At 53.6% G+C, this 20,390-nt stretch carries 14 protein-coding genes; 8 read left to right on the top strand and 6 right to left on the bottom strand.

Going from position 1 to position 20,390, the window contains the following annotated elements:
• Positions 1-14 precede the first annotated feature (14 nt).
• From tamA to E4Z61_RS14395, 3 genes are read left to right on the top strand one after another with little or no spacing between them, the layout of a single operon-like run.
• On the top strand, positions 15-1,748 hold the full coding sequence (gene tamA, locus E4Z61_RS14405; protein WP_135323370.1) for an autotransporter assembly complex protein TamA: 1,734 nt from the start codon (positions 15-17) through the stop codon (positions 1,746-1,748).
• The gene (gene tamB / locus E4Z61_RS14400) at positions 1,745-5,521 is read left to right on the top strand and encodes an autotransporter assembly complex protein TamB (protein ID WP_135323369.1); all 3,777 of its coding nucleotides are present in this window, start codon (positions 1,745-1,747) and stop codon (positions 5,519-5,521) included. Before tamA ends, tamB begins: the two co-directional genes overlap by 4 nt.
• Positions 5,522-5,523: 2 nt before the next feature.
• Entirely contained in the window at positions 5,524-5,868 is a 345-nt protein-coding gene (locus E4Z61_RS14395) for a gamma-glutamylcyclotransferase family protein (protein ID WP_135323368.1), read from the top strand.
• A gap of 484 nt (positions 5,869-6,352) precedes the next feature.
• Here the strand turns inward: E4Z61_RS14395 and E4Z61_RS14390 are convergent, their stop codons facing one another.
• The 6 genes from E4Z61_RS14390 to ppa all read right to left on the bottom strand — a co-directional run bounded on the left by E4Z61_RS14390 (position 6,353) and on the right by ppa (position 14,867).
• Positions 6,353-7,192 (bottom strand): PRD domain-containing protein, encoded by an 840-nt coding sequence (locus tag E4Z61_RS14390; protein ID WP_135323367.1) that lies wholly within the window; start codon positions 7,190-7,192, stop codon positions 6,353-6,355.
• Entirely contained in the window at positions 7,189-8,613 is a 1,425-nt protein-coding gene (locus E4Z61_RS14385; protein ID WP_135323366.1) for a glycoside hydrolase family 1 protein, read from the bottom strand. Before E4Z61_RS14385 ends, E4Z61_RS14390 begins: the two co-directional genes overlap by 4 nt.
• Positions 8,610-10,490: a beta-glucoside-specific PTS transporter subunit IIABC gene (locus E4Z61_RS14380; RefSeq protein ID WP_135323365.1), complete on the bottom strand. Its 1,881-nt coding sequence runs from the start codon at positions 10,488-10,490 to the stop codon at positions 8,610-8,612. The genes E4Z61_RS14385 and E4Z61_RS14380 overlap by 4 nt, the downstream gene beginning before the upstream one ends.
• A 481-nt stretch (positions 10,491-10,971) precedes the next feature.
• Positions 10,972-12,981, bottom strand: coding sequence for a TonB-dependent receptor domain-containing protein (locus E4Z61_RS14375; protein WP_135323364.1), 2,010 nt, complete (start codon positions 12,979-12,981; stop codon positions 10,972-10,974).
• 83 nt (positions 12,982-13,064) lie between these two features.
• Complete coding sequence (gene yncE, locus E4Z61_RS14370; RefSeq protein WP_135323363.1) at positions 13,065-14,135, bottom strand: 7-bladed beta-propeller protein YncE; 1,071 nt, start codon at positions 14,133-14,135, stop codon at positions 13,065-13,067.
• A 204-nt stretch (positions 14,136-14,339) separates the two neighbouring features.
• Positions 14,340-14,867, bottom strand: a complete 528-nt coding sequence (gene ppa, locus E4Z61_RS14365; protein WP_005134479.1) for an inorganic diphosphatase — start codon at positions 14,865-14,867, stop codon at positions 14,340-14,342.
• A gap of 309 nt (positions 14,868-15,176) precedes the next feature.
• On the opposite strand from ppa, the gene ytfQ reads away from it, so the two are divergent.
• The 5 genes from ytfQ (at position 15,177) to E4Z61_RS14340 (ending at position 20,358) form a co-directional block, all read left to right on the top strand.
• The gene (ytfQ, locus tag E4Z61_RS14360) at positions 15,177-16,133 is read left to right on the top strand and encodes a galactofuranose ABC transporter substrate-binding protein YtfQ (protein WP_135323362.1); all 957 of its coding nucleotides are present in this window, start codon (positions 15,177-15,179) and stop codon (positions 16,131-16,133) included.
• Positions 16,134-16,237: 104 nt separating this feature from the next.
• A complete protein-coding gene (gene ytfR / locus E4Z61_RS14355) occupies positions 16,238-17,740 on the top strand; it encodes a galactofuranose ABC transporter, ATP-binding protein YtfR (protein ID WP_135323361.1) in 1,503 nt (500 codons plus the stop codon).
• 13 nt (positions 17,741-17,753) lie between these two features.
• The gene (ytfT, locus tag E4Z61_RS14350; protein WP_135323360.1) at positions 17,754-18,776 is read left to right on the top strand and encodes a galactofuranose ABC transporter, ATP-binding protein YtfT; all 1,023 of its coding nucleotides are present in this window, start codon (positions 17,754-17,756) and stop codon (positions 18,774-18,776) included.
• A complete protein-coding gene (gene yjfF, locus E4Z61_RS14345) occupies positions 18,763-19,764 on the top strand; it encodes a galactofuranose ABC transporter, permease protein YjfF (RefSeq protein ID WP_135323359.1) in 1,002 nt (333 codons plus the stop codon). The genes ytfT and yjfF overlap by 14 nt, the downstream gene beginning before the upstream one ends.
• 81 nt (positions 19,765-19,845) lie before the next feature.
• A complete protein-coding gene (locus E4Z61_RS14340; protein ID WP_135323358.1) occupies positions 19,846-20,358 on the top strand; it encodes a DUF2569 domain-containing protein in 513 nt (170 codons plus the stop codon).
• The last annotated feature ends 32 nt before the right edge of the window (positions 20,359-20,390 follow it).

Raw genomic sequence — 20,390 nt, 5'->3', positions numbered from 1 at the left:
ATTCAGGAGAAAATGTGCCACATATCCGTCAGTTATGTTGGGTGGGATTACTGTGCTTAAGTGGCTCCGCCGCCGCCGCGAATGTTCGCTTACAGGTCGAAGGATTATCAGGGCCGCTGGAGAAAAACGTCCGTGCGCAGCTGTCCACAATTCAAAGTGATGAAGTCACACCAGACCGGCGTTTTCGTGCGCGCGTTGATGATGCCATCCGCGAAGGGCTAAAAGCGCTGGGCTACTTTGAGCCGACTATTGATTTTGAACTGCGTCCGCCGCCGGCGAAAGGACGCCAGGTGCTGATTGCCAAAGTGACTCCCGGCGAACCGGTACTGATTGGCGGCACTGAGGTGATTCTGCGTGGTGGCGCGCGTACGGATAAAGATTACCTGGATTTGCTGAAAACGCGTCCGGCAATCGGCACGGTGCTCAATCAGGGAGACTATGACAGCTTTAAAAAGTCACTCACCAGCGTGGCGCTGCGCAAAGGTTACTTCGACAGCGAATTTAACAAAAGCCAGTTGGGGATTGTGCTCGATCGCCGCCAGGCATTCTGGGATATCGACTATAACAGCGGCGAGCGCTATCGCTTTGGCCATGTCACCTTTGAAGGCTCGCAAATTAGCGATGAGTACCTGCAAAACCTGGTGCCGTTCAAAGAGGGTGAAGAGTACGAATCAAAAGATCTGGCGGAGCTGAACCGTCGCCTTTCTGCAACCGGATGGTTTAATTCCGTGGTAGTGGCACCGGAATTCGACAAAGCTCGTAAAACCAAAGTACTGCCGTTGAAAGGCGTGGTCTCGCCGCGTACTGAGAATACCATCGAAACCGGGGTTGGTTACTCCACTGACGTAGGGCCGCGGTTAAAAACATCGTGGAAAAAGCCGTGGATGAACTCCTACGGTCACAGCCTGACGACCAGCGCCAGTATCTCTGCGCCAGAGCAGGTCCTTGATTTCAGCTATAAAATGCCGCTGTTAAAAAACCCGCTGGAGCAGTATTACCTGGTGCAGGGGGGCTTTAAGCGTACCGATTTGAACGATACCGAGCAGGACTCGACCACGCTTGCGGTTTCCCGCTACTGGGATCTCTCGAGCGGCTGGCAGCGTGCGATTAATCTGCGTTGGAGCCTCGACCACTTTACCCAGGGTAATGTCACTAACACCACCATGCTGCTTTATCCGGGCGTGATGATCAGCCGGACGCGTTCACGCGGCGGCCTGATGCCTGTCTGGGGCGACTCCCAACGTTATTCCATTGATTACTCCAATACTGCCTGGGGCTCTGATGTCGATTTCTCCGTCTTCCAGGCGCAGAACGTCTGGATCCGCACGCTGTACGATCGTCATCGCTTTGTGATGCGCGGCAACCTCGGCTGGATTGAAACCGGTGACTTCGACAAAGTTCCGCCGGACCTGCGTTTCTTCGCCGGTGGCGATCGCAGTATTCGCGGCTACAAATACAAATCTATTTCGCCCGAAGGCAGTGACGGCAAGCTGAAAGGGGCCTCGAAGCTGGCGACTGGCTCGCTGGAATACCAGTACAACGTGACCGGAAAATGGTGGGGCGCGATGTTTGTCGATAGTGGCGAAGCGGTGAGTGATATCCGCCGGAGTGATTTCAAAACCGGTGCCGGGGTTGGCGTGCGTTGGCAGTCACCGGTGGGGCCGATCAAGCTTGATTTTGCTGTACCTGTCGGCGACAAAGATGAGCATGGTTTACAGTTTTACATCGGTCTGGGGCCTGAATTATGAGTTTATGGAAGAAGATAAGCCTCGGCGTGCTGATTTTTATCCTGCTGTTATTAGGCACTGTGGCGTTCCTTGTTGGCACGACCTCGGGCCTGCATCTGCTCTTCAAGGCCGCTAATCGTTGGGTGCCGGGGCTGGAGATTGGTCAGGTAACCGGTGGCTGGCGGGATCTCTCGCTAAAAAATATCCGCTATGACCAGCCTGGTGTGGCGGTGAATGCCGGTGAAGTGCATCTGGCTGTGGGCCTTAACTGCCTGTGGGACAGCAGCCTGTGCGTCAACGATCTGTCGTTGAAAGACATCAACGTGGCGATCGACAGTAAAAAGATGCCGCCTTCCGCGCCGGTTGAGGAAGAGGAAAGCGGTCCGCTGAACCTCTCCACGCCTTATCCGATCACGCTTTCTCGCGTGGCGCTTAACAACATCAATATCAAAATCGATGACACCACGGTGTCCGTTCTGGATTTCACCTCCGGCCTCAACTGGCAGGAAAAAACGCTGACCCTGAAGCCCACGTCATTGCAGGGGCTGTTGATTGCTCTGCCAAAAGTGGCGGACGTGGCGCAGGAAGAGGTGGTGGAACCGAAAATCCAGAATCCGCAGCCGGATGAGAAACCGCTGGGTGAAACGCTGAAAGACCTGTTCTCAAAACCTGTTTTGCCGGAAATGACCGACGTTCATCTGCCGCTGAATCTCAATATCGAAGAATTTCGCGGCGAGCAGCTGCGTGTGACCGGGGATACCGATTTAACGGTGCATAGCATGCTGCTGAAGGTGAGTAGCATTGACGGCAACATGAAGCTCGACGTGCTGGATATCGACTCTAATCAGGGTACGGTGAAAGCCAGCGGCACGGCGCAACTCACCGATACATGGCCGGTCGATATAACCCTGAACAGCACGCTGAATATCGACCCGTTAAAGGGCGAAAAGGTGAAGCTGAAAGTTGGCGGCGCGCTGCGTGAACAGCTGGAAGTCGGCGTAAATCTGTCTGGTCCGGTGGATATGGACCTGCGCGCGCAGACGCGACTGGCAGAAGCGGGATTACCGCTCAATCTGGAAGTGGTCAGCAAGCAGATTTACTGGCCGTTTACCGGCGACAAGCAGTTCCAGGCCGATGACATCAAGCTCAAACTGACCGGCAAGATGACCGACTATACGTTGTCGATGCATACCGCTGTGAAAGGCCAGGATATTCCTCCGGCCACCATCACGCTGGATGCCAAAGGCAACGAACAGCAGATCAATCTCGACAAACTCAGCATAGCTGCGCTGGAAGGGAAAACCGAGCTGAAAGCGCTGGTGGACTGGCAGCAGGCCATTAGCTGGCGCGGGGAGCTCACGCTGGATGGCATCAATACGGCGAAAGAGATACCTGACTGGCCATCAAAACTCAATGGTTTGATTAAAACCCGCGGCAGTCTGTACGGCGGAAGCTGGCAGATGGAGGTTCCGGAGCTGAAGCTAACCGGGAACGTGAAGCAGAATAAAGTCAATGTGAACGGTTCACTGAAGGGCAACAGCTACCTGCAGTGGACGATCCCGGGCCTGCATCTGGAACTGGGGCGCAACAGCGCGGAGGTGAAAGGGGAATTGGGGGTCAAAGATCTCAATCTTGATGCGACCATTGATGCTCCGAGCCTGGATAACGCGCTGCCGGGGTTAGGCGGCACGGCGAAGGGACTGGTTAAAGTTCGTGGTACGGTAGAAGCACCACAGCTGCTGGCGGATATCACCGCGCGCGGCCTGCGCTGGCAGGAGCTTTCCGTGGCCCAGGTGCGCGTCGAAGGCGATGTGAAATCGGCTGAGCAAATCGCCGGTAATCTCAACGTGCGCGTTGAGCGGATTGTACAGCCTGACGTCAATATCAGCCTGGTGACGCTCAATGCCAAAGGCAGCGAAAAGCAGCATGAGCTACAGTTGCGCATCCAGGGTGAGCCGGTTTCCGGGCAGCTTGATTTGGCGGGGAACTTTGATCGTAAAGAACAGCGCTGGAAAGGCACGCTGAGCAATACGCGTTTTCAGACGCCGGTTGGTCCGTGGTCGCTCAACCGCCCCATCGCGCTGGATTACCGCAATCAGGAACAGAAAATCAGCATTGGGCCGCACTGCTGGAACAACCCGAATGCTGAACTGTGCGTACCGCAACCCATTGATGCGGGTGCAGAAGGGCGCGCGGTGGTGAACCTGAACCGCTTCGATCTGGCAATGCTGAAACCGTTTATGCCGGATACAACCCAGGCCAGCGGCGTGTTCACGGGTAAGGCCGACGTGAGCTGGGACACCACCAAAGAAGGACTGCCGCAGGGGCAGGTCACGCTAAGCGGACGCAACGTGAAGGTCACGCAAAGCGTGAATGACGCGCCACTGCCGGTGGCGTTTGACACACTGAATCTCACCGCCGACCTGCATAACAACCGTGCCGAGCTGGGCTGGCTGATCCGCCTGACCAATAACGGCCAGTTTGACGGCCAGGTGCAGATAAGCGATCCGCAAGGACGACGTAATCTGGGCGGCAACGTCAACATCCGTAATTTCAATCTGGCGATGGTGAACCCCATCTTCTCGCGCGGTGAAAAAGCCGCAGGGATGCTAAACGCTAACCTGCGCCTCGGCGGCGACGTGCAAAGTCCGCAATTGCTCGGACAGTTACAGCTGAGCGGCCTGGACGTTGACGGCAACTTTATGCCGTTCGACATGCAGCCGAGCCAGCTGGCCGTTAATTTTGCCGGGACCCGTTCGACGATTTCAGGCGTGGTGCGCACGCAACAAGGGGAGATTAACCTGAGCGGCGGTGCCGACTGGAGTCAGATCGACAACTGGCGCGCGCGTATTGCGGCCAAAGGTAGCCGGGTACGTATCACCGTGCCGCCAATGGTGCGCCTGGATGTGTCGCCGGACGTAGTCTTCGAAGCCACGCCGAATCTGTTTACCCTGGACGGTAACGTGGATGTGCCGTGGGCGCGTATCGTGGTCCACGACCTGCCGGAAAGCGCGGTCGGGGTTTCCAGCGATATGGTCATGCTCAATAACGATCTTCAGCCTGAGAAGCCCCAGACTGCCGGAATTCCGATCAACAGCAATCTGAACATTCACGTTGGCAACAACGTGCGCATCGATGCCTTTGGTCTGAAAGCGCGTTTGACGGGCGATCTCAAAGTGGCGCAGGATAAGCAGGGGCTGGGACTGAACGGACAGATTAATATTCCGAGCGGTCGCTTCCATGCTTATGGCCAGGATCTGATTGTGCGTAAAGGTGAGCTGTTATTCTCCGGCCCGCCGGATCAGCCGTTGCTCAATATCGAGGCTATACGTAACCCAGATGCTACAGAAGACGACGTGATCGCTGGTGTTCGCGTGACGGGTACGGCAGATGAACCGAAAGCGGAAATCTTCTCCGACCCGGCGATGTCGCAGCAAATGGCACTCTCTTACCTGCTACGTGGACAAGGACTGGACAGCGAACAGAGCGATAGTGCGGCGATGACGTCTATGCTTATTGGCTTAGGGGTTGCACAAAGTGGTCAGGTTGTGGGTAAAATCGGGGAGACGTTTGGCGTAAGCAATCTGGCACTGGACACACAAGGGGTGGGCGATTCATCTCAAGTGGTTGTCAGTGGATATGTACTACCAGGTCTGCAGGTGAAATATGGTGTGGGTATATTTGACTCTTTAGCGACACTCACGCTACGTTATCGTCTGATGCCTAAGCTATATCTGGAAGCCGTGTCTGGCGTAGATCAGGCACTTGATCTGCTCTATCAGTTCGAGTTTTAGCAATGCGAATATTTGTTTATGGTAGTTTACGCACTAAGCAAGGTAACAGTCACTGGATGACTAACGCCCTGTTGCTGGGTAATTTCAGTATTGATAACTACCAGTTGTACAGCCTGGGCCACTATCCAGGCGCCGTTCCGGGAAAGGGAACAGTACACGGGGAAGTTTATCGTATTGATAACGCCACGCTGGCAGAGCTTGATGCGCTGCGTTCGCGCGGCGGCGAGTATGCTCGCCAGTTAATTCAGACGCCGTACGGAAGTGCATGGATGTACGTGTATCAACGTCCGGTCGATGGGTTAAAGCTGATTGAAAGCGGTAACTGGTTAGACAGAGACCAGTACTGATGTGAACAACGCCACCTTCGGGTGGCGTTGTTTTTTACATTCTGAGCCGGTACATAGATTGTGTAATTGACTGATTTTGATATGTGCAACACAACTGCAGAATGCGAGATAGTTTGTCTTTTATACCAGAGAGAACATAGCGGCAATTAAATCGAAGTCATATAGAAATACATTGGACTGTTGCAACCGGAAACAGCGTAGAGGAACAGAATAGCCAGACTGTACTGTCGTAACACTACAGAATACAGGGGAAAAGAGGGCATTGTGAATGTTGTATTAGCTCGGATTTGAGCTGACCCTTTTGTGTCTAAGAGACACGCCTAATCTGACAGACTGGTCGGTACCAGAAGCGAACGTTAAAAACGCCACAGGAATTACATAACAGGGTGAGTTCTTGAGTTGCCAAAATAATCCCTACCTCCAGTAACCCATAATGAAAATTATGCGATTCTTTTAATATTCTACGGCGACAACCATTGATAATTTATGCTTCAAGACCCGTGATCCTCACCAAATGGACGGTGAGCCACAGCAGCTCATTACCGCAGAGGGTGATACCGAGCTGGGCCTTGACATACTCACGAATCAGCAGCGCGCAGCGGTAAGCGTGAGGATACTCCTTAATCACCTGCACCAGCAGAAAGCTGTCCCGCGCGCTGTCCAGTTCCCCCTCCTGTAAACGCTGGAGGAAGAACTGCATGTGGATCAGAAAGCGCGAGTAGTTAATTGACCCAGTGTCTATCTCCTGCTTAAAGTGATACTGCACAAGATTAAAAATATCCTTCAGCATTTTCACCGACTGCATGGCTTGTGCCACGTCGTCGCCTTCGCTCTGCCCGTTCACCAGATGAAAAGCGATATTACCGGCTTCCTCTTCCGGCAGTTCAATATGGTATTGCTGGCGAATACTCGCCACCGCCTCACTGGCGATGCGAAACTGCTGTGGATAGAATCGTCTGACTTCTGGCAGCAGGCGGTTTTGAATGGCGATCCCTTTGCGACTGCGTTCGATGGCAAATGTCAGGTGGTCGGCGAGCGTAAAGAAAATCTGCTCGCGAACCTTGCTAGAAAGCTGCATGTTGGCACGGGAAATAATCATCGCAGCCATTTCGATGACCTCATCCGGGATAGCAGAAAGCGCCTCAAGATAGCCGCTGCGTTCGCCAAGCGTCTGGGTTACAAACAGCTTCTCTATCTGCTCTTGGGCAATCTCGTCCCCGGGTCTGCTGTTGAAGCCAATGCCTTTCCCCATGACGATAACTTCCCTGTTATCGTCATCAAGGGAGAGCACCAGACTATTGTTGAGCACTTTTTGAACAATCATCTCTGAGACTCGATGTGGTTACCGTTTTGCGCGATGACATCCTTATACCACCAGAAGCTGCGTTTGCGGATCCTTTGCAAGCTCTTCAGATCATCCTCGCCGCGATCGACATAAATAAAACCGTAGCGCTTGGCGTATCCCTGGTGAGTGCTTACTACATCAATTGCTGCCCATGGGCAGTAGCCCATCAGCTCGACGCCGTCAGCAATCGCCAGACGCATTTGCTCAATGTGCGACTCAAGGAAAGCGATACGGTAATCATCATTTACCGTCCCGTCATGCTCCAGCTTATCCGGCGCGCCTATGCCGTTTTCGCTGATCAGAATCGGCAGGCCGTAGCGCTCGCACACTTTGCGCAGCGTCAGGCGTAGCCCCACCGGGTCGACCACCCAGCCGTAAGGCGTTTTGCCGAGCCACGGATTTTCCGCTGGCCGATAAACCCCCTCTTCGCCCAGCATAATTTGCTGATCGCCCGCGCGCGGGGCAACATCGGCACCATCGCCCCGGCTGGCAGCAATCGTCGCGGTTGAGTAGTAGTTAATGGCGATAAAATCCGGCCGCCCCTGCTGCAAAATCAGCGCATCTTCTGGCTGCATTTCCGGCGTGAGGCCGCGATCCTGCAAATATGCCCACGCCAGGGCGTTGTAGCGGCCATGCACCGCCACATCCAAAAAACTCCAGCAGCGCAGTGTTTCCCAGTTATGCGCGGCAATGGCGTCTTCCGGTTTGCAGCTTTCGGCGTACATCGAAGTGGTGTTTATCGCCGGGCCGATGCGCAGCCTGGGGAATTCGCGGTGGCACAGGGCGAAGATCTGCGCCTGGGCCAGCATCATATGATGATTCTGCTGGTACAGCGCCTTCTTATCCGGCAGTTCACGATTGGCGGGTACGCCAATCGCGCCGGGATGCAGAATCATGGTGTTCTGTTCGTTAATGGTCAGCCAGAGCGGGACTTTGGCGGCAAACTCGCTGAACAGCAGCCGGGCATAGCGCACGAACGCCTCCCCGGTTTTGCGGTTCAGCCAGCCGCCTTTCAGCTCCAGCGCCCACGGCAGGTCGAAGTGGTAGAGCGTCACGATGGGGGTGATCCCGTGGCGCGTCAGGGCGTCGATCAGGCGGTGATAAAAGGCCAGCCCGTCCGGATTCACCGGGCCATCACCGTCAGGTATCACCCGCGACCAGGCCACCGAAAAGCGGTAGGCCTTTAGCCCCATCTGCGCCATCAGCGCGACGTCCTCCTCCACGCAATGATAGTGGTCGCTGGCGATACGGAAGTCCGCCGTTCCCGGCGGATGGCTGAGCATGTCGACCACAGACGGTCCTTTACCGTCTTCATTCCACGCGCCCTCAACCTGATAGGCCGAAGTGGACGCGCCCCACAGAAAACCGTCCGGGAACTGCGCTTTCTTTTGATAAATCATGCCTGCGCCTCATTAGCCGATTGCACCATCAGTTGCTCGCCGTAATCGACCTGCGCGGCGGCAGTAAGGCGCAGCGAGTGTTGCTCGTCGCCATTGACCACAATTACCGGAGTAATCAGGTCATATCCGGCCTGTTCGATGGCAGAGATATCAAAGCGGATTAGCTCCTGTCCGACCTCCACCTTATCGCCCACTTTCAGCGATGAGCTAAAGTGCTGGCCGTTAAGATTAACGGTGTCGATACCAATATGGATCAGCAGCTCAAGTCCGCTTTCGCTCTGTAAGCCAACGGCATGACACGATGGCAGGAACATCATCACCGTGCCGCTAAACGGCGCGCGCAGCACTCCTTCCTGTGGACGAATCGCCAGGCCCTCACCCAGCAGGCCACCGGAAAAGACATCATCATTCACTTCGCTCAGAGCCACCACCTGGCCGCGCAGCGGGCTGAGTACTTCGATTTCACCCTCAATTTTCGGGCTAACGACTGGCTGCGGCGTTTCGGTCATCTCTTCTTGATCCTCAGGCGTATCTTTAAAAGCGATAAACCAGGTCAGGGTAAAGGTCACCACGATAGAAATCGTACAGGTCACCAGCGCATGGACGATGTTCATCGGGTTTTCACCGATAAACGCCGGCAGCGCCGCAAGTCCTGGAGAGACAAACGCGTAGCGCACCAGCCCGCTAAACCCGGCGTACATTCCGGCGCAGCCGCCGCCGATCATCGCGGCAATCAGTACGCGGCGGAACTTGAGTAACACCCCGTACAGTGCCGGTTCGGTGATCCCCAGCAGCGCGGTAAAGCCCGATGATGAGGCCAACTGGCGCAGGTTGCTATTTTTGGTTTTCAGCGCCACGCACAGCGTTGCAGCACCCATCGCCACGTTTGATGCCAGCATCCCCGGCCCGTTAATCATCTCAAAACCGTTTTTACTCAACTGACCGGTAGCGATTGGCGTCATCGCCCAGGCGGTGCCGGTAATAATCAGGAAGGGTTGCAGAGCGCCCATCAGCATCGGAATTAACCAACTGGCGTGGCGATCAATAGCGCCCGCGCCAGCCGCCACCAGGTCGTTAAGCAAAATACCCGCCGGGCCGACAACTACCAGCGCCAGTGGCGCGGTGATCAACAGGATCAGCATCGGCTTAACAAAGAACTTAATGATCGACGGCGAAACCTTCTCCGCGAAGCGCTCCACCCACGACATCAGCCAGACGGTCAGAATAATCGGCAGCACCGACCCGGCGTAATCGGAAAGCAGGACGTTGATACCGACAAAATCAACCGCTTTCCCCGCCGCCAGCATCTGGCCGATGCCCGGATGCAGCAGTACGCCCGCAAGGGTCATCGCCAGAATTGGGTTGCATTCAAATTTCAGCGATGCCCCGTAGGCCAGCAGTACTGGCAGGAAGAAAAAGGCCGCGTCGGCAATAATATTAAGCAACTGATAGGTTGAACTGGTTTCGTTGATCAGGCCCGTTAGCTTAAGGATCGCCAGCAGTGCCTTAATCATCCCCGCGCCGGTAATCGCCGGGATCACCGGGGTGAAGGTGGTCGAAATCACACTGATAATGCGTGCGACAATACCGTTCGGTTTCGCGTTTTTGTCGCCGCTTGCGGAGCTTTTCTTCTCCGGCAGCGCTTTATTGAGCAGGCGATAAACCTGCTGCACCTCATTGCCGATAACAATCTGGAACTGACCGCCTTTCTCCACTACGCTTATCACGCCGGGGATAGTGCCAATCTGCGTATCGTTAACCTTTGCGCGATCGTTAAACTCCATGCGCAAGCGGGTCGCGCAGTGGGTGAGCATTCGGATATTCTCCGCACCGCCCACCGAGTGGAGGATTTTGTCCGCTGTTTCGTTATAGTTCATAGTGTTCCCTGGTGTTGAGGCAAAAAAAAAGACCAAAACAGAGACGCTCCCCTTAACGGGAGAGCATTCCTATTTTGGTCTTGCCTGCTTTCGCAGTAGCACGCCATCATAAAAATGGGTTATTTCGGCGGATTATCTAAGTGACGTTGTCGTATTTCAATCTTTGTAGATAAAAAACGTGATCTGCATTGAATGAAATTATGAAGATTCCAGAAGAATCGCCATATTTTAACCAGACGCTAGACATGCCATTCATGTGGCAAGAGGATGTTCGCTTCGCTCCCACCAGCTAGCGGACTTTCCTTCCAGCATTTCTGACATCTGCTGTTCCACTGTGTAATGCACCTCCAGCACGCTTCTCAATAGTGTTCCTGGCCAGCTGAACGCCACGAACCAGAAGACCGGCAGCATGATAAATAGCGTGCCGGTGGAAAAAATATGACCAGTGCCCTCAGCAATACCGCCTGCACTATTTTCAGGACTAAAATTCCACACGAGCGCCGAGGTTGTAGCGGCGTCCTTCTACCTGCGCGGACTCATTCCATGCGGTTGTGAGTTTCGGATCTTCATCCAGCACGTTGTAGACACCTGCCATCAGCTGAGTGTGCTTATTAAGCTGGTAGCGAACACCCACGTCCACCATCGTGTAGTCATCGTACTTATAGTTATTGCCGCTGTTGCGGTTGCTGCTGCGATAATTCACCGTGCTCCACACGTCCAGGCTTTGCGTGGCCGCCCAGTTCAGCGACAGGTTCGCCATATGACGAGGATAATCGTTCAGCGCGTAGCCTTTGTTGACGCCGCTTTTCTGCTCGCTGTGGTTGTAGGTGTAGTTGGCGTTGGCTTTGAGGTCAGCACTAATCTGCCAGTCAGCATTAAGCTCAACGCCGTACACATCGGCTTCGCTGACGTTAAAGTATTTACTGACGGAGTCGGCGTTATAACCATTGACCGAACATTGGTTGGTCGCTGTGGTTTCGCAAATGGTTTGTTCCGCAATCTTGTCTTTGAATTGCGTATAGAAGACGGTGCTATCCAGCGACAGCGCATCGCCCGTCCAGTACAGACCTAGCTCGGAGTTAACGCTTTTCTCCGGTTTCAGATTGTCATTGCCTACCGTCAGGAAGGGGTAGGGTACGGTTGAACCGTAAGGGGTAACAAAGTCGCTGGAGGTTGCCCGCAGCTCCGGTTTTTTATACCCCGCGGAGACGCCGCCTTTCAGCGCCCATGCATCGCTGAATGCCCAGTTGCCGTACATTTTCGGCGTGATATGCGTACCAAAGTTGTCGTCCTGGTCCATACGCGCTGAGGTGGTCAGGATGAAATCGTCGATACTCCAGCCGTCTTCCACGAACAATGCCCAACCGTTGCGGCTGATTTTGGTTATCGGATCCGATCCTGGTAGCGTTTTATTGGCGACATCAAAACGGTCATTCAACTCTTCGCGGGTGAAATTCGCCCCGACGGTCAGCTTATGGTTGTTGAGCGTGAAGGTGGTTTGCGAATTGGTGACGTAGTTTTCCATCTGCACATACTGCGGTGACTGCCCGTCATAAACGTATTTTGAGCGGCCCTTTTCGTAGTTGATGTAGTTGGTCGTCGCGATAGTGTCTTCCGCATACCAGCCGGTATGGGTCAGGGTGGCAGCGTTGCGATCGAACAGCCATGACCATGGTGCGCCGCGTTTCTGGGTACGGTTTTTCTCCTGCTCACCGGTGACCACGTTGAGATCAAAAAGGTTATTGTCGCTGGCGGCCAGGCCCAATGTCATATCAACGGATTTACGGTTGTGTTTGCCAAAATAGTTATTGCGATCGTCATCGCGACGGTCGAGCCAGTCCGCAGCCACGCTTAAACCCAAAACATCCGGGATTATGGGCCCCATGGTGAACAGATTCATCTGGCTGGTATTGCCCAGATACTGGTGTTCCTGTAGCCAGGTGTTGGCGGCAATTGCCGTCGTCCAGTCCTTTGCCCCGTAAGGTTTTTTGGTGATGACGTTCACCACGCCGCCGATGGCGTCTGATCCGTACAGCGATGACATCGGCCCGCGAATGACCTCGATACGCTCAATGGCCTCCATCGGTGGTAAGAAGTTGGCTTCGGTGCCGACGTCGTGACCATACGGACGTGATTCACCGGTGTTTTGTTTGACGCTATTAACCATAAAGGCGGTATAGGACGGGTCCATGCCGCGGATCATAATGCTGCCTGCATTTATTCCGCTGCTGTTAGACACTGAGACGCCGGGAATATTTTTAATCGCTTCACCGATGTTACGGTCGGGTTGAATATCCAGCGTTTTACGGTCGATAACCGAAATAGTGGCCGGTGCTTCACGCTTTTGCTGCGAGAAACCGGACGCCGTAATGACCATTTCATCTTCGCTATTGCGTGAGTCTTCGCTTATTCCTTCGGCCTGTGCGGGAAAAATAACACCGCCTGAGAGTGCAACGATCCCTGTCAGCGTAATAAGTTGACGCGTTTTCATAATATAAGACACCTGAAAAGTAAAAAATAAAATCGTCACCTTGCCGCTCAACATGGCGACAAGGTGCAAATAGTTTTTGATTATTAGTATTTAGACAGATCGATTTTCAGCACGTAGTCGGGTTTCACACCAATCATTTCTTCCGGCTGTTTTATACTGACATACAAGGTATTAGTATCCGGCGAAAGCGCAAGGCTGTTGGGCAGCGCATGGGTTTCAATGCTGTGTTTTACCTGGTAGGTGTTGCTGTCGACAATGCTGATTCGTTTAGCATTGCGATGGGTGATATACACTTCCTGGCGTTTTTCGTTATATATCACTGCCAAAGAGTTAATGACCTTAATTGGCGAAATAACCTTTCCGGTATTAATATCGACAACCAGAACATCCGCTAAATCCGGATCGGTCAGGAATGCACGGTTATTTTTGGTATCAAGGGCGATATTCAGGAAGAAATGTTTTTTTGCAGGTTCAATGGCAAAGCGGTTAATAATTTTTTGGCTGGTGGTGTCCAAAGTAATTAACTCGTTTCTACCATTAACGACATACAGGCGATTTTTATCGGCATCAACAGCCATGCCGGTCGGGTATTCGCCCATGTTTTTAAGGGTGGCAATCTTTTCACGTTTTTGCGTATCCACTACCCAAACAATGCCTTTTTCAGCTACGCCGGAAACGTACAGGCGGTGATGCTGCTTATCGAGCACCATTTCACGTGTATGGACGATTTCCTTTGGATTCCCTGTTTCGCTCAGTTGCAGTATCGCCAGCTCCTTACCGCTGCGGGTATCAATAAGCGTTACCGAGCCTTCCAGCGTATTGCCGACATACAGCACCTGATTTTCTTCATCCATCGCAGTCGCAAAGGCACGGCGGCTGGTTTCGATGACTTCGGTGGTGGTGAGTTTTTCCAGATCGAGTTTGTAGATAATCCCACGAGTTTTGTCTTTATCAAACGACGGCGACGAGGCGGCAAAAAGCGCATTCTGCTGGCTATCAACCGCCAGCTCATACACCCCGTGACCCACGTCGTGGGTCAGAAAATCTTTCTCAGGCAGCGTCTTTGCCGCACCGGGTAGGCTGGTAAATAACAATGCGGTGGCGAGGGTCACAGCGGAATAGTGTTTCAGGGACTTCACAGTGTGGAGGTTCATTGACGTTTATTCACATTTATTTACGTGTTGCAAATGATAATGAGATCTAATCTCATTCGCAAATAAGATAAGTTAAATGTGACTACCCAATCTGGTAGGTCAAAAAGAAAACAGCGAGGTGAAGGACAACGAAGGGGGAAATAGAGAAATAAAAAACCCTTACTGACCAGAGGTTGGCGTTCAGGGTTTTAAGCGAACGTGAACTTACTTCTTCGCGCGCTCGAAGGAAGCAACGATTTCAGCTTTAGCCGCTTCAGCGTTGTCCCAGCCGTCAACTTTTACCCATTTGCCTGCTTCGAGGTCTTTGTAGTGCTCGAAGAAGTGGGTGATCTGCGCTTTCAGCAAGTCCGGCAGGTCGTTCACATCTTTGATGTGATCGTATTCTTTGCTCAGCTTGGTGTGCGGTACGGCAACCAGTTTCGCATCTTCACCGGATTCGTCGGTCATTTTCAGTACGCCAACCGGACGGCAGCGGATCACTGAACCTGGCTCCAGCGGGTACGGCGTTGGGACCAGAACGTCTACCGGATCGCCATCCAGAGACAGGGTGTGGTTGATGTAACCGTAGTTGCACGGATAGAACATCGCAGTGGACATGAAGCGGTCAACGAACAGGGCGCCGCTCTCTTTGTCAACTTCGTATTTGATCGGATCTGCGTTTGCAGGGATCTCGATAACAACGTAGATATCTTCCGGCAGATCTTTACCGGCAGGGACGTTGAGTAAGCTCATGTCTGTTTCCTTTAAATAAGCTATGGCAAACAAGTGGCGGGTATTATAGCCAACTCGCGCTGAATGTCTCCGCTTGTTTTCGATTTCCCACCTCGGATTTTGGCCTTTTTCCTCTGCATTGATGACAGGAAAATCCATAAGTTCAGCTGCATTTTTCATAGGGTAATGAAAGCGATTACAAACTTGTGATTAACGTTTTATTTACTTTTTTGAAGTGTGATGTAACGCAATCCGTTACATGCTCGATTGTCTATAGTTTTTTCGCGACTGTTTATTAATCAACAATAATCACCCTACGAGGACGCACTTATGTGGAAGCGCTTACTTTTAGTCACAGCAGTTTCGGCAGCCATGTCATCTATGGCGATGGCAGCCCCTTTAACCGTAGGATTTTCGCAGGTCGGGTCTGAATCCGGTTGGCGTGCAGCAGAAACCAACGTGGCGAAAAGCGAGGCCGAGAAGCGTGGTATTACGCTGAAAATCGCCGACGGCCAGCAAAAACAGGAAAACCAGATTAAAGCGGTACGTTCATTCGTGGCGCAGGGCGTGGATGCCATCTTTATTGCACCGGTGGTGGCAACGGGCTGGGAGCCGGTATTAAAAGAAGCTAAAGATGCCGATATTCCAGTCTTTTTGCTCGATCGTTCCATCGATGTCAAAGACAAATCTCTCTATATGACCACCGTTACGGCCGACAACGTGCTGGAAGGCAAATTGATTGGCGACTGGCTGATCAAAGAAGTGAATGGCAAGCCGTGTAACGTCGTGGAGCTGCAAGGGACCGTTGGTGCCAGCGTGGCGATTGACCGTAAAAAAGGCTTTGCTGAAGCGATTGCCAGTGCGCCTAACATCAAAATTATCCGCTCCCAGTCCGGCGACTTTACCCGCAGTAAAGGCAAAGAAGTCATGGAAAGCTTTATTAAAGCGGAAAACAACGGCAAGAACATCTGCATGGTTTATGCCCACAACGATGACATGGTGATCGGGGCGATTCAGGCGATTAAAGAAGCGGGCCTGAAACCGGGCAAAGATATTCTGACCGGTTCCATCGACGGCGTGCCGGATATCTACAAAGCGATGATTGACGGTGAAGCCAACGCCAGCGTTGAACTGACGCCGAATATGGCTGGCCCGGCTTTTGACGCGCTGGAGAAATTCAAAAAAGACGGCACGATGCCTGAGAAGCTGACCATTACCAAATCTATCCTCTATCTGCCGGATACCGCGAAAGAAGAGTTAGAGAAGAAGAAAAATATGGGCTATTAAGCCCTCATGAAAATGCCGGGTGACGCTGCGCTTGCCCGGCCTACGATACGCTCTTTTGTAGGCCGGTTAAGCGTAGCGCCAACTGGCGTGATGCAGGGGGAATCATGACGACAGAACATCACCCGGAAATCCTCCGCACAGAAGGATTAAGCAAGTTTTTCCCCGGCGTCACAGCGCTGGATAACGTGGATTTCAGCCTGCGCCATGGTGAGATTATGGCGCTGCTCGGTGAAAACGGGGCCGGGAAATCGACGCTGATCAAAGCGCTGACCGGCGTTTACCATGCCGATCGCGGCACTATCTGGCTCGAAGGCCAGACTATCTCGCCAAAGAATACCGCCCATGCCCAGCAACTGGGGATTGGCACCGTGTACCAGGAAGTGAACCTGCTGCCCAATATGTCGGTGGCAGATAATCTGTTTATTGGTCGCGAGCCGCGACGCTTTGGCCTGTTGCAGCGCAAGCAAATGGAAAAACGCGCCACGGAGCTGATGGCCTCCTATGGTTTTTCTCTCGATGTACGTGAGCCGTTAAACCGCTTTTCGGTGGCGATGCAGCAAATCGTCGCCATCTGCCGGGCTATCGATCTGTCGGCAAAAGTGTTGATCCTCGACGAACCCACCGCCAGTCTGGATACCCAGGAAGTTGACATGCTGTTTGGCCTGATGCGGCACCTGCGCGATCGCGGCGTCAGCCTGATCTTCGTCACCCATTTCCTCGATCAGGTCTATCAGGTTAGCGATCGGATCACCGTCCTGCGTAACGGCGGCTTCGTCGGCTGCCGAGAAACCCGCGAACTGCCGCAGATCGAGTTGGTGAAAATGATGCTCGGTCGCGAACTGGATACTCATGCATTGCAGCGTGCAGGTCGTACTTTGCTGAGTGAAAAACCGGTGGCTGCTTTCAACAACTTTGGCAAAAAAGGCACGATAACACCGTTCGATCTGCAGGTACGTCCCGGCGAGATCGTCGGCCTGGCGGGGCTGCTCGGATCGGGGCGCACGGAAACGGCGGAAGTGATCTTTGGTATTAAACCCGCCGACAGTGGCAGTGCGTTGATCAAAGGTAAACCGCAGACCCTGCGATCGCCGCATCAGGCTTCATGTCTGGGGATCGGCTTCTGCCCGGAGGATCGGAAAACGGACGGCATTATTGCCGCCGCCTCGGTGCGGGAAAATATCATTCTGGCCCTGCAGGCGCAGCGAGGCTGGCTGCGGCCCATTCCGCGCAAAGAGCAAAATGAAATTGCCGAGCGTTTTATCCGTCAGCTCGGTATTCGTACCCCTAGCGCCGAACAACCTATTGAATTTCTCTCCGGCGGTAATCAGCAAAAAGTATTGCTGTCGCGCTGGTTGTTGACCAAACCGCAGTTTCTGATCCTCGATGAACCCACGCGCGGGATCGACGTCGGGGCGCATGCCGAGATCATCCGCCTGATCGAAACGCTGTGCGCCGACGGTCTGGCGCTGCTGGTGATTTCCTCCGAACTGGAAGAACTGGTGGGTTATGCCGATCGCGTCATTATTATGCGCGATCGCAAACAGGTGGCCGAGATCCCACTGGCTGAACTGTCCGTACCGGCAATCATGAACGCAATTGCGGCTTAAGGAGACTGCTGTGATGCCTCAATCTCTCCCTCAATCCAACACTGCGAAAAGACGGTTTCGTTGGCCGAAGGGCATGCCGCAGCTGGTGGCGTTGCTGCTGGTGCTGTTGGTCGACAGCCTGGTGGCACCGCACTTCTATCAGGTGATTTTGCAGGATGGCCGCTTGTTCGGCAGCCCAATTGATATTCTCAACCGCGCCGCGCCCGTGGCGCTGCTGGCGATTGGCATGACGCTGGTGATTGCCACCGGCGGCATCGATCTTTCCGTGGGGGCGGTGATGGCCATTGCGGGTGCCACGACTGCTGCGATGACGGTCGCCGGGCACAGCCTCCCGGTTGTTCTGCTTGCAGCGTTGGGATCTGGCATTCTGGCGGGATTGTGGAACGGGATTCTGGTGGCGATCCTCAAGATCCAACCATTTGTCGCCACGCTGATCCTGATGGTGGCCGGGCGCGGTGTCGCGCAGTTGATCACCTCCGGACAGATCGTCACTTTCAACTCGCCCGATCTGTCGTGGTTCGGCAGCGGATCGCTGCTGCTGTTCCCGACGCCGGTGATCATCGCGTTGCTGACGCTGGTTGCCTTTTGGTTGCTGACACGTAAAACGGCGCTGGGCATGTTCATTGAAGCGGTGGGCATTAACATTCGTGCGGCGAAAAATGCCGGGGTGAATACCCGCGTCATCGTCATGCTCACCTATGTGTTGAGCGGCCTGTGTGCGGCGATTGCCGGGATTATCGTCACGGCGGATATTCGCGGGGCCGATGCCAACAATGCCGGATTATGGCTGGAGTTAGATGCCATTCTGGCGGTAGTTATCGGTGGCGGTTCGTTGATGGGCGGACGGTTTAACCTGTTGCTGTCGGTGGTCGGAGCCCTGATTATTCAGGGCATGAACACCGGGATTTTACTGTCTGGCTTCCAGCCGGAGCTGAACCAGGTGGTCAAAGCAGTGGTGGTGCTGTGCGTGCTGATCGTACAGTCGCAACGCTTTATCAGCCTGATAAAAGGAGTACGTGGTCATGATAAAACGTAACTTACCGCTGATGATCACCCTCGGCGTCTTTGTGCTGGGCTACCTTTACTGCCTGACACAGTTTCCTGCCTTTGCTTCGACGCGCGTGATCTGCAATATCCTGACCGATAACGCCTTCTTAGGGATTATCGCCGTTGGCATGACCTTCGTGATCCTCTCCGGCGGGATCGACCTGTCCGTCGGCTCGGTAATTGCTTTTACCGGTGTATTTCTGGCTAAAGCAATTGGTTACTGGGGTATTTCGCCGCTGCTAGCGTTCCCGCTGGTTCTGGTGATGGGCTGCGCGTTTGGCGCATTTATGGGATTACTGATCGATGCGCTGAAGATCCCGGCATTTATTATTACTCTGGCGGGGATGTTCTTTCTGCGGGGCGTCAGCTATCTGGTTTCCGAAGAGTCGATCCCGATCAATCACCCGATTTATGACACCCTTTCCAGCCTGGCCTGGAAGATCCCTGGTGGTGGGCGTCTGAGCGCCATGGGGCTGTTGATGCTGGGCGTGGTGGTGATCGGCATCTTCCTCGCGCACCGCACGCGCTTTGGCAACCAGGTGTACGCCATTGGCGGCAGTGCGACGTCAGCCAACCTGATGGGGATCTCAACCCGTAGCACGACAATCCGCATCTATATGCTTTCTACCGGACTGGCTACGCTGGCCGGGATTGTCTTCTCCATTTATACCCAAGCGGGTTATGCGCTGGCTGGCGTTGGCGTAGAGTTGGATGCCATTGCCTCGGTGGTGATTGGCGGCACCTTGCTGAGCGGTGGCGTGGGAACGGTGCTGGGCACGCTGTTTGGCGTGGCGATCCAGGGGCTGATTCAAACCTATATTAACTTTGACGGCACGTTAAGCTCGTGGTGGACGAAGATCGCCATCGGTATTCTGCTGTTTATTTTTATCGCCTTACAACGCGGCCTGACGGTGCTGTGGGAAAACCGCCAAAGTTCGCCGGTAACGCGGGTGAATACCACGATCGCATCGAAATGACGGAGTAGGCTGTTTTTTAGCGTATATCGGGTAATGCGTATACACTAGGCAGACTATGTTTACGCTAATGGAATCAAAAAGATGAAAGGAATCGAAGGGGAAGGGCTACCGACAGCATGTGCAAGTTGTGGGGAAAAAGTACTGCCTCCGGATAGCCACTGCGCGCGTTGCGAAAACAAAAAATATACGGGAATTGGTGGCTGGCTCTATTTACCGGCCGTGACCTTGGTGTTGTCCGTTATTTCTGGGGTCGTTGGATTTTTCGGCGTCGCGGCGTTTGTGTTGCACACTGAGGCGGAAGTGAGCGCACTGGTCATTTTTGAGCTCGTCTGCATGACCGCTCTTTTGATACTGGTGATTTACACGACGGTTCTATTTTTCAAAAAGAAACGTCAGCTACCCAAGTTTTATACCGCATTCATTTTAGGCACCATGTTTTACTACGTTATGGACAGCTGGCTGGGTGCCACCTTTTATGACGTGGGGCTGAGTTCTGACGATATAAAAGCCTTTGTCTCTTGTGCGGGCCAGATCCTCATTTGGATACCGTATTTCCGCGTATCAAAGCGCGTCAAATTGACCTTTGTGAATTAAGCGTATTAAGGACGCCGGATTGCTCCGGCGTC

This window comes from Citrobacter tructae (assembly GCF_004684345.1).
In the GTDB taxonomy this organism is placed as follows: domain Bacteria; phylum Pseudomonadota; class Gammaproteobacteria; order Enterobacterales; family Enterobacteriaceae; genus Citrobacter; species Citrobacter tructae.
Note: the sequence above shows the minus strand (reverse complement) of the source record. Positions and strands in the feature narration are given on the sequence as shown.